Source organism: Acinetobacter sp. ABJ-A23_2, assembly GCF_044538765.1.
Lineage (GTDB): Bacteria > Pseudomonadota > Gammaproteobacteria > Pseudomonadales > Moraxellaceae > Acinetobacter > Acinetobacter nosocomialis_A.
In genome coordinates this window covers 84,891-97,527 of the sequence record NZ_JBIUCP010000004.1, presented here as the reverse complement: position 1 = coordinate 97,527, position 12,637 = coordinate 84,891, and the positions used below count along the sequence as shown (strand labels likewise).

Here is a 12,637-nt window from a genome sequence, read left to right as displayed (position 1 = left end):
TAAAATCAAATAATTCTTTGGTTATAAATTTTAATGTTTGCCAAATTAGTTTTACCCTGATAATATTATTTTACCCTGATAAAAATATGTGGCAAAAATGAATACTACAATCACCTATACTGCTTTTACTGGAAGTACACTTATTGCAAGCGACTCTCTTGTTGAACTTGCAAAAAAACTCAAAGATCTTCCTCAAACAACGGAAAATATTCTGATTTTTAATGATCAAACAGGTCAACAAATTGATCTTGATCTTTCTGGTTCGGAACAAGAATTTCAACAACGTTATGCTGAGCCGGAAGAAATTAAAAAAGTTGGACGACCTAAACTTGGTGTAATTTCTCGTGAAATCACTTTACAGAAAAAACATTGGGATTGGTTAGATCAACAAAGTGCGAGTGCATCAGCAGTGATTCGCAAGTTAATTGATAAAGAGTTAAATAACCCAAATTCTGAAGGCAATATTATGCTCGCCAAACAAGCCATCGACCGTTTTATGTCTGCCATGTTAGGTAATATGCCAAATTATGAGGAAGCAACACGTGCCCTATATCAAGGCGATCGGGATACATTTTTAAAGATGATCCAGAGCTACCCTAAAGATTTAAGAGAATATTTAATTATCAAAGCTAACAATATTTTTTAAACTCAATAAAAAACCCGCTTACGCGGGCTTTTTAGAACTCATTTTCAATCTATTAAAGACGAACCAATTCCACGATTTTTTCTACTGCTTCTTCTACAGTTTCAGCAGCTATCTCTGTATCTCTACCTTCCACAGAAGTTGTGATAATTACAACACCCGTCTCACGCAATAGAATCAATTGCTCAGCTGTTAAGTTTGCTTTTGCAATTGCAACTACACCTTGCTGAATCAGCAAACTTTCTAAGACTTGAGCTTTTTCAATTAGTTGGGCAGAAACACCAATCACCGCAGGTTTTTGACCTAAACGAGCAGCACGGTCTTCGGCAGTAACAGCATTGCTATGAGCAGTCCATTCTACTGCCGCCTCTACCATGCCCGCGCCAACAGTCACATTACTTAAACGGTCAATAAAAATAAATGAACCTGTGTAACGCGAATCTTGATAACGGTCAAACACGACTGGAGCATCGAACTCAACCACAACATCCGCAATTGCATTTAACTCAAGCTCTTCGACCTGAGTATGCTCAAGTGTATTTACGTTCACACGATAGTGAATATTAGTCACTTTTGCTGGAACAGTTTGTGTACCAATCTTAATGTTGTACAACTTACCTTTTACAAGCGGGTGCTCATTCATCCATACCACAGAAGCACGAACGCTACGTGAAATTAATGGTTGCTCGCCAGCACGCACCAAAACGTTACCACGGCTAATATCAATTTCGTCATTTAACGTTAATGTAACTGCTTGACCAGCCACTGCTTGCTCAAGGTTACCGTCAAAAGTAACGATTTCTTTAACCGTAGAACGCTTACCAGAAGGTAACGCTACAATTTCATCACCAACATTGATTTCACCTAAAGCAACAGTACCAGCAAAACCACGGAAGTCGAGGTTTGGACGGTTCACATACTGAACAGGGAAACGGAATTCATGTTTGTTAGATTCGCGGCTAATTTCCACAGACTCAAGAATACTCATCAAGGTTTGACCCTTGTACCAAGGAGTATGAGCTGATGGATTTACAACGTTATCGCCATTTAAAGCAGAAATTGGAACAAATAAGATATTGGCTGGACGACGATCACCTAATTGGCTTACGAAAGCATCATATTCAATCTGAATTTCAGTGAAACGTTCAGGTGAATATTCAACCAAGTCCATTTTATTAATGGCAACAACAATATTCTTAATACCAAGCAAACTTGCAATAAATGTATGACGACGAGTTTGAGTTTGTACACCATAGCGCGCATCAATCAAAATGATTGCAAGATCTGCAGTCGATGCACCAGTTGCCATATTACGGGTATATTGTTCATGTCCCGGTGTATCAGCAATAATAAATTTACGCTTTTCAGTCGAGAAATAACGATACGCAACATCAATGGTAATACCTTGCTCACGTTCTGCTTGCAGACCATCTACCAGTAATGCCAAGTCTGGTGCATCACCCGTAGTTCCTACTTTTTTACTGTCACGCGTTACTGCTTGTAATTGATCTTCATAAATCAATTTTGAATCGTAAAGTAAACGGCCAATTAAGGTACTTTTACCGTCATCTACGTTACCGCAAGTCAAAAAGCGTAAAAGATCTTTTTGTTCATGCTGTTTTAAATAAGCCAGAATATCTTGGCTGATTAAGTCTGATTGATGAGACATTGCTCAAACTCCACAAATTTAGAAACTGTCTTAGAAATAGCCTTCTTGCTTTTTCTTTTCCATTGAGCCTGCTTCATCATGGTCAATCATACGACCTTGACGCTCAGAACTTGTTGCCAATAACATTTCCTGAATAATTTCTGGCAATGTATCAGCTTCAGACTCAACTGCACCTGTTAATGGATAACAGCCAAGCGTACGGAAACGTACAGACTTCATTTGCGGAACTTCACCCTCTTTTAAACGCATGCGTTCATCATCCACCATAATAAGCGTACCACTACGCTCAACCACAGGACGAACAGCAGAGAAATAAAGAGGAACAATTTGAATATTTTCTAAATAGATATATTGCCAAATATCTAACTCTGTCCAGTTTGATAATGGGAATACACGAATACTTTCGCCTTTGTTTACTTTACCGTTGTAAAGATTCCAAAGTTCAGGGCGTTGGTTTTTAGGGTCCCAACGATGCTTACTATCACGGAATGAATACACACGCTCTTTCGCACGTGATTTTTCTTCATCACGGCGTGCACCACCAAAAGCAGCATCAAATTGATATTTATCCAAAGCCTGTTTTAAAGCTTGGGTTTTCATAATATCTGTATATTTTGAGCTACCATGATCAAATGGATTGATCCCTGCTTCACGGCCTTCTTTGTTCTGATGAACAATTAAATCAAAACCATGGGTTTTTGCCATGTTATCGCGAAACGCGATCATGTCTTTAAACTTCCAACCTGTATCTACATGTAATAAAGGAAATGGAAGTTTCGCAGGATAAAATGCTTTTAAAGCAAGATGAAGCATTACAGCCGAGTCTTTACCAATTGAGTAAAGCATGACTGGATTTTCAAATTCTGCCGCAACTTCACGAATAATGTGAATACTTTCAGCTTCAAGTTGCTTGAGATGTGTAAGTCTTGATTCAGTCATGAACACGTCCTTCTCTATCCATTTTGCCCATAAAATCTAGAAGTGGTATTAAACCACCACTTAGAAGACCATGTGGAGGAACGAGTGCCATAACAACTCCAATTTTTTGTGATAAATAATCCAACTACATGCCTTTATGAGGCTTATAGCATTAGTTATGCATTATAGTGATTTAAAACTGTTTTCTTTTGCTTGTTTTTTCATATTGATATTCAAATTCATCATATAAATGTAAAATACTGATTCGCATAGATAACATGCTCATCCTAGCTCGCATCGTTAACTGAAGCAAATCACGATCTCATCTTTAGATTTCTTTAAATACCATAAAAAAGAGAAGCCATTTTAGCTTCTCCTTTTCATCAGCAATATTTAAGTCTTAAAAACCAAACATTTTACGTTCTAACGGAATTTCAATACCAATAGATGCACCTGAATCATTACCCTCTAAATCAGAGTCACTAATCCAACCATTAATTTTTAATGGAAGATCAGGTTTGATGTAATGCGTCCAAGTTAAATCAAGCGCTTTGATTTTATCTTCTTTAGGGAAGGCTTTATTAATTGCCAAGTTAGATTCATTCACCTTAACAACCATTGCTCGGCCACTTAAGCGATTCATCGTGTCAAAGCGAATATCACCACCAACAGAGTACATTTGACCATCACCACCCATTGCATGCCCTAGAGGGAAACCATGCTGATAATAACCATCTGTATAAATATAATGATTATAAGAGATTCCTTTTACATCATTATTGGTACGTGTATCTGCCCATTCAGCATAAACTTGATAAGGCATATCTTTATAGCTAGAAGAATAATCAGCACCAGCTAAATACATTTTTTTAGAAGGAAGCAAACCGGCTTCATCTTCACCTACATATTGACCATAAATACCAACAGGAACATTTAAAAGAGATTGCAGATTTAAACGAGCATCAAATCCAGCAATTTGGTTAGATCTGTCTTCAGCTGCATCATAAACATTATCATTACCTTTAATTGCATTCCATAATGAGTTCCAACTTTCAGAACGCCCTTCACCACCCCATTGTAAAGTTCGGGAAGCACCCAGTTCCAAGTAAGGTAATGGACTTGCCGTAACACGCAAACCTAATAACTTAGCATGAGGAATAGCTTTATAATCATCTAACTGACCTGCAAATAATTGGTATTGCCAAGGACCAATCCAAGATAACCATTTGGTATCAAATGCATTTTGTATAGCTCTTTGAGCTGTCACCCCATACACAGGACGACTTGCATCACCACGGATTAAACTACCATCATGGCCAGGTCCCCACCATGTTGGAATTTGACCAGCAACAACCCATTGGTTCCAAATTTTACCAGCGACATAAGAACCTTCCACATTGACATCATGGCCATTATCAATTTGTGGATCTTTTTCTGCGTTTACACGGATTTTTGCATCCCAGTTTTCACCGCCCGCATTAAACTCTACAGAACCTTGATACTGTGATTTTTGGTTATCGCCAAAAGCTTGTGGAAGATTTTTAATATCAGATTCGGCAAAAGCACCCACTTTAACTGTATCGTTATCTGCCTTTAATGCATTGAGAACTGAGTTAATAACTTTTTGTTGAGCTGGATGTGTTACTTTAGCCTGAGAGAGTGCGCGCTGAATTTCATCACCGCTTAAAGGCCAAGTAGAAGTGCTGATGTTAATAACACCTTGTTGATTCAACCAATTTAAATCTGTACGCAAATCATCATTATTAAGCACCAAACCTTGGGCAAAAACAGCTGATGAGGCAGCTGCTAATAATGCAATTGAAAGTGTTTTTCTTAAAAACATGTCAGCACAATTCTCAAAGTTATTTATGAGCAACACATTAATTTTTTTATCGCAAATTTGCAATTGTTAAACTGTGCAATTACATTTTTTAACGTGCTCTTAAGTTTTCTATAATTTAAGTGTTTTTTATATATAAATAGTTAATAAAAAAGGCAGTATAAACTGCCTTTTTCTGTTTTAAAGATTAAATTAACCTTCTTTACGACGCATATGCGGGAATAAAATTACATCACGAATACTTGGTGCGTCTGCAAAAAGCATAACCAAACGGTCAATACCAATACCTTCACCCGCTGTTGGCGGTAAGCCGTACTCAAGCGCTTCAACAAACTCTGCATCGTAATGCATTGCTTCATCGTCGCCTGCGTCTTTTTCAGCAACCTGAGCTTGGAAACGTTCAGCCTGATCAATCGGGTCATTTAACTCACTAAAACCATTTGCCAATTCACGACCACCAATGAAGAACTCAAAACGATCGGTAATGTGCGGATTGTCATCATTACGGCGGGCAAGTGGAGAAGTCTCGGCTGGATATTCAGTAATAAAGGTAGGTTGACGAAGTTTAGTCTCAACTGTTTCTTCAAATACGATCGTTTGAAGCTTACCTAAACCAAAACCAGGTTTAACTTCTTCTTTCAGCTCTTCTCGCACAAATTTTGCAAGGAATTCACGGTCACCCACATTTTCTGGCGTGAACTGAGGGTTATTCTCTAAAATCGCATCAAACATAGAGATTTTCTTGAATGGCCCTTTAAAGCTGAACACTTCGCCTTGGTAAGGCACATCAGTTGTACCTAAAATATCAAGTGCTAACTTTTCAAGCATGTTTTCAGTTAAAGCCATCAAGTCTTTATAATCAGCATATGCTTGATAAAACTCGATCATTGTAAATTCAGGGTTATGACGTGTTGACACCCCTTCATTACGGAAGTTACGGTTAATTTCGAACACACGTTCAAAACCACCAACAACCAAACGCTTTAAATAAAGCTCAGGTGCGATACGCAAGAATAACGGCATATCTAGAGCATTGTGATGCGTTTCAAAAGGACGTGCAGAAGCACCACCCGGAATCACATGCATCATTGGCGTTTCAACTTCCATGAAACGTTCATTTGTTAAAAATGCGCGAATACCAGCAACAACTTTGGCACGAATTTCAAAAGTCTTACGAGTTTCTTCATTCACGATTAAGTCGAGATAACGTTTACGGTACTTAACTTCGGTATCGTTCAAACCATGAAACTTATCTGGTAATGGACGAAGTGATTTTGTAAGAAGTTCAAAACCTTCAAGGTGTACATACAAATCACCTTTACCAGAACGACCGATATAACCTTCAGCAGCAATAATGTCGCCTAGGTCTAAACCTTTAATGGTTTCAAGAATATCTTTTGGTAAACCTTTACGGTCAACATATAACTGGATACGACCAGTCATATCTTGGATTACCATGAAAGAACCACGGTTCAACATGACACGGCCAGCAACTTTTACATAGACATGTTCAGCGCTTTCAATCTGTTCTTTCGACTGATCTTTAAATTGTTCTTGTAGATCAGCAGCGTAGTGTTCACGTTTGAATGTATTTGGCCAAGGACTTTTTCCAGTATCCTTTGCAACATCTTGGATTTGCTTTAATTTGGCATGACGCTGTGCAATTAAATCGTTTTCGGAAATAGTTGGTTCAGAAGTCGATTGAGCGTTTTGTTGCGTCATCTCTGCCTCGATTTAAGTAAAAATGAAGTGGCATAGCTTAACAGATTGCTGAGATTTTTCGAATGATTTCAATCAAACAAAAATGAAAAAAGTCAAAGCAGTCAAACTAAAGACGTTTTGAATGAAGAAAATTACTTAGACCAATCGCTAAGATCATTTTTTTTTGCTTTAAGTAAAATATAAAAAAATCCAAATAACCTCGATTTTTAAAAGGCCTATTTTGCCTTTTATTTTATCTATGAGATTGTGTAGCAAATAATGAAAATTCTATTTTTACATGGCTTGGATTCTTCTCGTGAATCAACAAAATTCCATGCCATTTTACATCCTGAAAAATTTTGTATTGATGTAGATTATCGTAACTTAAGTTATGCCTCAGTGAAGGACTTTTATCATCAAGCAATTGAAACGATTAAACCTGATTTATTAGTCGGTCATAGCCTTGGTGGCTATTGGGCTTTAAAAACAGCTGCTCAACATAAGTTAGCTGTTGTTGTTGCCAATCCAAGCCTTAATCCTAGTTTTCGTAATGATTACCCCAACCTTTGTGATGAAGATCTTGATCACTCTAATCCTAAAATGGCTTATTTAGAGTTAGGAGACGAGCAACTTGATATGTATCAAGTACAGGAAAAACTTTCACCTTATATGACAGTAGAAACATATGACGGAGGCCATCATCGTCTTGCTTATCCTTCTCGTCTCAATGATCTGATTTCTAAAATTCATAAAAAATACTTTGCCTAAACAACCAACTGAGCAAGATGAACTAACTCCCTTCTGCAATATCTTTTACAACTTCAAAACCTTGAACAAAGCCACTTTTTAACATACCGATATATTCAGGTAAGGTGGCCAATTCAACTTTTAAAGTTGTAGTATTCCCATTTTGGCTTAAAAAATATTTTTCTAGTGAACCACTCCAGCCTTTCACCTCTTCACTTTCTAAGTCTTCCTTACCCTCTTTAATCATTCCTAAATGTTTAAAAATTAGCACCTCAGGCTTTTTCATTTCTTCAATGGTCGAAACCATTCCATTTCCTTCTCCGTCTAGAAAATATGTTTTACCACCAATCTTCCAGTCAGTACGCATTGAAGAATCCGGCGCAAAGAATTTCGTCCATGCATTATATGTCTCGCTATTCCAGAGTATATTCCATACTTTTTCTATAGGCGCGTTAATTTCTACTTCATATACTAGAATTTCCATATTCAATTTCCTTATCTCTGTTACTCAAGTGTTCAATAAACTTTCTCGTTTTATATAAACATGAATTTACCTGTCTATTTATTAATCAGCTTATGTTTTTAAGAACTTTATTTATATAAATGCTTTGTTCTTTTTGTAACCCTTCATATCACTTAAAACCTTATTACATTAATAAGTGAATAAAAACATATGATTTATTATATGCTTATGTTGAAGTTTTGCCTAAATAACCAGTTATTTGTCTCGATATGCCATTCATCTTTGCTTACGAATGATTAAACTCCCTTATGTGCTTTACTTTGAATGTAGAACTGCGTAAAAATTTGATACCCGATCAAAGCTACATTAGTTATTATTGAACGGATCGTAGTTACATTATTAATAGATGGAATAGTTTTACTGAAAGGCAGCTTTGAGCAAACTTATCAGTGCGGAGAGTCTCATGAAAAAATATCAATGTATCGTTTGTGGATGGATTTACGATGAAGCAGAAGGATGGCCACAAGACGGCATTGCAGCTGGAACAAAATGGGAAGATATCCCTGATGATTGGACTTGCCCTGATTGTGGCGTTTCAAAAGCTGACTTTGAAATGATCGAAATCTAATGTCTTAAATTAAAAGGCCATGATTTACATGGTCTTTTTTATATATCACCAATCACCGTATTAAATGAACAATTCTAATTCTGGAGAAAAAAATGCATCCAATCGTCATTATCGGATCAGGCATGGCGGGTTATACCTTAGCACGTGAGTTCCGTAAGCTTAACCCAGAGCAAGAACTTGTGATGATTTGTGCGGATGATGCGGTGAACTATGCAAAACCAACGTTATCTAACGCCTTTGCAGGTAAAAAGGCTCCGGAACAAATCTCGTTAGGTGATGCTGCAAAAATGAGTGCACAGCTCAATATGCGTATTGAACCTTTTACATGGGTGAAAGAAATTTTAGCTGAGCGTCATGAGCTTGTTCTGGAGAAAGATGGGGTAACTTCAAATCAACCCTACTCAAAACTGATTTTAGCCGTTGGTGCTAACCCGATTCGTCTTGCAATTGCAGGTGATGGCAGTGATGACATTCATGTGGTGAACTCACTGATTGATTATCGTACCTTCCGCGAAAACCTTGCTCAGCGCAAAGATAAACGTGTTGTGATTTTGGGTGCTGGTTTGATTGGTTGTGAATTTGCCAATGACTTACTTCATAGTGAATATGATGTAACAGTAATTGATTTAGCACCTCAACCATTAGGCCGTTTGTTACCGTCACACATTGCTTCAGCTTTCCAAGAAAATCTTGAAGAAGCTGGGGTTAAATTTGCATTAGGCACAACCGTTGAAAAAGTAAGTAAGATCAATAATGGTGAAGATTACGCCGTTACATTAGCAAATGGTCAAACTTTAGTTGCTGATATCGTGCTTTCAGCAATTGGCCTACAACCAAATATTTCTCTTGCTCAAAGCGCAAATATTCAAACCAGCCGTGGTGTAATTACTAATAGCTTGCTTGAAACCAATCAAGCAGATATTTATGCGATTGGTGACTGTGCAGAAGTGAACGGTACCCTGCTTCCATATGTAATGCCAATTATGCAACAAGCGCGTGCTCTAGCAAAAACATTAAGCGGCCAACAAACAAATGTACATTACCCTGCAATGCCAGTTGCGGTAAAAACCCCGGCTGCACCACTTACAGTTTTACCGGCACCGGTTGATGTCGATGTAAATTGGGAAACTGAAGAATTCGACGATGGTATGCTTGCCAAAGCAATTGACAATGAAGGAACATTGCGTGGTTTCGTATTGTTAGGTGCAACAGCAGGCAAGCAACGTTTAACGTTAACTAAGCTTGTTCCAGATCTTATTCCTGCCCAAGCATAAGGTTTAAACTGGGAATACTCGCTCAAGAGTATTCCTTCAAGGAATGCATAACATGAATAGCGCCTTACAATTTAGTATTTCACCCTACACTCCTTTTATGCAAGAAACCAAAGTCAACTTAGGCAATGGTATTGAATTGCATGTAGAAGTAGGTGGAAAAGCAGAGCATCCGACCATTTTGCTGATTATGGGCTTAGGTGCCCAAATGCTATTTTGGCCGGACTTTTTCTGTAAATCGCTCATTGATCAAGGTTTTCGTGTTATTCGTTTTGATAACCGTGATATTGGCCTTTCTTCAAAAGTTCGTCATCAGGGTAAACGTTTAAATACCATGAAATTGATGGGACGCTTTGCTTTAGGGTTAAAAAATCAGGGAGCACCTTATACATTGTATGATATGGCAGACGATGTATCGATGCTTCTCGACCGTTTAGGTGTAAGTAAAGCACATGTGGTCGGTGCATCAATGGGTGGTATGATTGCCCAGATACTTGCTGCAAAATATCCGGAGAAAGTAGAAAAATTAGGTTTGATGTTTACCAGTAACAACCAACCTTTTTTACCACCACCGTTTCCTAAACAACTTTTAAGCTTGATTGGCAAGCCCGAATCACGTGATGAAGAAGGGATTGTTAACCACAGCTTAAAATTATTCCAATTGATTGGTTCTCCTGGTTATATTAATCATATTGAAGCCGTTCAAACTGCACGAAAACTTTATCAACGTAGCTATTATCCTGCTGGTGTACTTCAACAGTTTTTAGCAATATTATGTACAGGTTCCTTACTGCAACTGGACCGTGAAATTAAGCAACCCACCATAGTCTTACATGGCTCTCGTGACCGCTTACTTCCACCAAGCCACGGTAAGGCTGTAGCAAAAGCAATTTCCGGTGCTAAGTTTGAATTAATTGATGGAATGGGGCATGATATCCCTGCCCATTTTATTCCACAGCTTAGCGGTTTATTTGCGCATCATTTTAAATCATCATACTAGGACACTATGGCTGCATTACCCTCACTAAGACAGCTATCATATTTAGTTACGTTGTCGGAAACTTTGCATTTTACTGAAGCAGCACGCCGCTCTTTTGTTACCCAATCGACTTTATCGGGCGGTATCATGGAGCTGGAAAGGCTATTAGGTGGCGTTCTGGTTGAGCGTGACCGTCAGAATGTGCGCTTAACACCATTAGGTGAACAAGTCGTTGCTAGAGCCCGTGTATTGCTAGCAGATGCTCAGGATTTAATGCGTTTAAGCCGTGAAATGAGTGAACCATTAACTGGTGATCTTCATTTGGGTGTTATTCCAACCATTGCACCTTTTATCCTGACACGGTTACTTGATGAAGTGCATCAACAATTACCAAAGATTCAGTTGCATTTACATGAAGCTCAAAGTGAGAAAATTGTAGAGCGCTTAGAACACGGTAATTTGGACATGATCGTCCTTGCCCTACCTTTTGACACAAGAAGTCTAAAAGTAGCTGAAATTTCAAAAGAAAATTTATATCTTGTTTGTAGTAAGCAAGATACAAATGCACTTCAAGCAAACTCTCTCGATGACCTTGATTTATCGCGTCTTATTTTGCTTGAAGAAGGTCACTGTTTACGTGACCATGTATTAAGTGCTTGCCCAATTGGTGAACGTAAAAACGATAACCGCTTAAAAGCAAGTTCATTACCAACATTAGTCGAAATGGTTTCTTCTAATTTAGGTTTTACGCTTTTACCAGAAATCGCAATTGAAAACAGTATGATCAAGTTTAATGATCAGATTACTGCAAAACCAATTGAAGATGCACCAAGTCGTACTCTAGCGCTCGTTACACGTAAAAGTACACCATTGCAAAGCGAGTTTGATGTACTCCTGCAAATCATGCAGAAAATCACAACAAATTTACATGAATAAAAAAAGGAGTCTTCGGACTCCTTTTTCTTTTACTGTGCTGTTAAAGATGCCCATTTAAAGACCCAAGCCGATTTCAGATCCAAACTCTCATCTGAAATTATTTTTTCTCGAATAATTTGTGCAATCGCAAAATCATTAGCGGGGTCTACCATAACCCGTATTCCTTTTGTGGTTGGGCTAGTCACAATCTTATATCCTTTCGCCTGCAATTGAGACTGGATCATATTTGCTTTATTTTGATTAGGTGCCAATGCAACTTGTACCATCCATTTTTTTTCGCCATTTTCTAAAATTTCTTTAGCTACTGCTGCATCAAGCTGTTTTTTATTCTCAAGATTTTTCTTTTCTTCTATTTTTTTTAATTGAGTATCTTCAACTTTCTTTTGTGCTACCAGCTCATCTTGAGTAGGTTTTCTTTTCTGAACCGTTATTACTTTATTTTGTGTATCATTTTTCTTATTTTTCTCCTTAGAAGGTTGTATAAAGTAGGGATATATCATTTGATCATCATATTTATGAAATACAATAATATCTCCATAGCACTTTTGATCTGCATACGCAGTCACTGGCATTACCCCTAAAAATATTCTAATAAATAAACTTTTAATAAAGCATTGCATATTATTCACTTACCAAAGTTAAGTATATTTAATGCAGCGTATTAAAGTAGATTTCACATAATTTGTATATTTTTAAAATTCAATGTTTTATGTAAAGAATCACATATTTTAAAAACATATTGCGGTGTTTCAAACTATTATCGTATATCCTGCAACCATTTAAGAATTCTGATTAAATTACTATGAATTTCAAACAATTAAAAAGCCGATATAATATCGGCT

The 12,637-nt window shown here is 37.5% G+C and carries 14 protein-coding genes; 7 read left to right on the top strand and 7 right to left on the bottom strand.

Annotated features, from left to right (window positions below):
- Positions 1-88 precede the first annotated feature (88 nt).
- Positions 89-646 carry a DUF2239 family protein gene (locus ACH63V_RS02735; RefSeq protein ID WP_311086397.1) on the top strand — a complete coding sequence of 186 codons (558 nt, stop codon included), beginning with the start codon at positions 89-91 and terminating at the stop codon, positions 644-646.
- Between the two features lie 52 nt (positions 647-698).
- Here ACH63V_RS02735 and cysN read toward each other — a convergent pair whose 3' ends face one another.
- The 5 genes from cysN to lysS form a co-directional block, all read right to left on the bottom strand.
- Entirely contained in the window at positions 699-2,312 is a 1,614-nt protein-coding gene (cysN, locus tag ACH63V_RS02730; RefSeq protein ID WP_396462658.1) for a sulfate adenylyltransferase subunit CysN, read from the bottom strand.
- 30 nt (positions 2,313-2,342) lie between these two features.
- Positions 2,343-3,251, bottom strand: coding sequence for a sulfate adenylyltransferase subunit CysD (cysD, locus tag ACH63V_RS02725; RefSeq protein ID WP_000140408.1), 909 nt, complete (start codon positions 3,249-3,251; stop codon positions 2,343-2,345).
- Positions 3,244-3,375 (bottom strand): hypothetical protein, encoded by a 132-nt coding sequence (locus ACH63V_RS02720; RefSeq protein WP_002054314.1) that lies wholly within the window; start codon positions 3,373-3,375, stop codon positions 3,244-3,246. The genes cysD and ACH63V_RS02720 overlap by 8 nt, the downstream gene beginning before the upstream one ends.
- Before the next feature lie 255 nt (positions 3,376-3,630).
- Positions 3,631-5,073: a capsule assembly Wzi family protein gene (locus ACH63V_RS02715; protein WP_396462657.1), complete on the bottom strand. Its 1,443-nt coding sequence runs from the start codon at positions 5,071-5,073 to the stop codon at positions 3,631-3,633.
- Between the two features lie 189 nt (positions 5,074-5,262).
- Entirely contained in the window at positions 5,263-6,792 is a 1,530-nt protein-coding gene (gene lysS / locus ACH63V_RS02710) for a lysine--tRNA ligase (RefSeq protein ID WP_263613166.1), read from the bottom strand.
- A gap of 258 nt (positions 6,793-7,050) precedes the next feature.
- Here lysS and ACH63V_RS02705 point away from each other — a divergent pair, with 258 nt between their 5' ends.
- Complete coding sequence (locus ACH63V_RS02705; protein WP_343569786.1) at positions 7,051-7,539, top strand: YqiA/YcfP family alpha/beta fold hydrolase; 489 nt, start codon at positions 7,051-7,053, stop codon at positions 7,537-7,539.
- A gap of 22 nt (positions 7,540-7,561) precedes the next feature.
- On the opposite strand, the gene ACH63V_RS02700 is transcribed toward ACH63V_RS02705, so the two are convergent.
- Entirely contained in the window at positions 7,562-8,002 is a 441-nt protein-coding gene (locus ACH63V_RS02700; RefSeq protein WP_396462656.1) for an SRPBCC domain-containing protein, read from the bottom strand.
- Between the two features lie 442 nt (positions 8,003-8,444).
- Here ACH63V_RS02700 and rubA point away from each other — a divergent pair, with 442 nt between their 5' ends.
- The 4 genes from rubA to oxyR all read left to right on the top strand — a co-directional run bounded on the left by rubA (position 8,445) and on the right by oxyR (position 11,795).
- Positions 8,445-8,609: a rubredoxin RubA gene (gene rubA / locus ACH63V_RS02695; protein ID WP_000760495.1), complete on the top strand. Its 165-nt coding sequence runs from the start codon at positions 8,445-8,447 to the stop codon at positions 8,607-8,609.
- 92 nt (positions 8,610-8,701) lie between these two features.
- Complete coding sequence (rubB, locus tag ACH63V_RS02690; protein WP_396462655.1) at positions 8,702-9,883, top strand: rubredoxin reductase RubB; 1,182 nt, start codon at positions 8,702-8,704, stop codon at positions 9,881-9,883.
- Positions 9,884-9,935: 52 nt separating this feature from the next.
- The gene (gene estB / locus ACH63V_RS02685) at positions 9,936-10,880 is read left to right on the top strand and encodes an esterase EstB (RefSeq protein WP_215899744.1); all 945 of its coding nucleotides are present in this window, start codon (positions 9,936-9,938) and stop codon (positions 10,878-10,880) included.
- A 6-nt stretch (positions 10,881-10,886) separates the two neighbouring features.
- A complete protein-coding gene (oxyR, locus tag ACH63V_RS02680) occupies positions 10,887-11,795 on the top strand; it encodes a LysR family transcriptional regulator OxyR (RefSeq protein ID WP_002054474.1) in 909 nt (302 codons plus the stop codon).
- A 29-nt stretch (positions 11,796-11,824) separates the two neighbouring features.
- On the opposite strand, the gene ACH63V_RS02675 is transcribed toward oxyR, so the two are convergent.
- The gene (locus tag ACH63V_RS02675) at positions 11,825-12,415 is read right to left on the bottom strand and encodes an SPOR domain-containing protein (RefSeq protein WP_396462654.1); all 591 of its coding nucleotides are present in this window, start codon (positions 12,413-12,415) and stop codon (positions 11,825-11,827) included.
- Between the two features lie 57 nt (positions 12,416-12,472).
- Here ACH63V_RS02675 and ACH63V_RS02670 point away from each other — a divergent pair, with 57 nt between their 5' ends.
- Complete coding sequence (locus ACH63V_RS02670; RefSeq protein ID WP_396462669.1) at positions 12,473-12,601, top strand: hypothetical protein; 129 nt, start codon at positions 12,473-12,475, stop codon at positions 12,599-12,601.
- Positions 12,602-12,637: the final 36 nt, after the last annotated feature.

Coding starts and splice junctions, on each gene's coding strand:
- ACH63V_RS02675 (WP_396462654.1), bottom strand. CDS start 12,415: ATGCAATGCTTTATTAAAAGTTTATTTATTAGAATATTTTTAGGGGTA.
- cysN (WP_396462658.1), bottom strand. CDS start 2,312: ATGTCTCATCAATCAGACTTAATCAGCCAAGATATTCTGGCTTATTTA.
- ACH63V_RS02715 (WP_396462657.1), bottom strand. CDS start 5,073: ATGTTTTTAAGAAAAACACTTTCAATTGCATTATTAGCAGCTGCCTCA.
- lysS (WP_263613166.1), bottom strand. CDS start 6,792: ATGACGCAACAAAACGCTCAATCGACTTCTGAACCAACTATTTCCGAA.
- ACH63V_RS02705 (WP_343569786.1), top strand. CDS start 7,051: ATGAAAATTCTATTTTTACATGGCTTGGATTCTTCTCGTGAATCAACA.
- cysD (WP_000140408.1), bottom strand. CDS start 3,251: ATGACTGAATCAAGACTTACACATCTCAAGCAACTTGAAGCTGAAAGT.
- estB (WP_215899744.1), top strand. CDS start 9,936: ATGAATAGCGCCTTACAATTTAGTATTTCACCCTACACTCCTTTTATG.
- rubB (WP_396462655.1), top strand. CDS start 8,702: ATGCATCCAATCGTCATTATCGGATCAGGCATGGCGGGTTATACCTTA.
- rubA (WP_000760495.1), top strand. CDS start 8,445: ATGAAAAAATATCAATGTATCGTTTGTGGATGGATTTACGATGAAGCA.
- ACH63V_RS02700 (WP_396462656.1), bottom strand. CDS start 8,002: ATGGAAATTCTAGTATATGAAGTAGAAATTAACGCGCCTATAGAAAAA.
- oxyR (WP_002054474.1), top strand. CDS start 10,887: ATGGCTGCATTACCCTCACTAAGACAGCTATCATATTTAGTTACGTTG.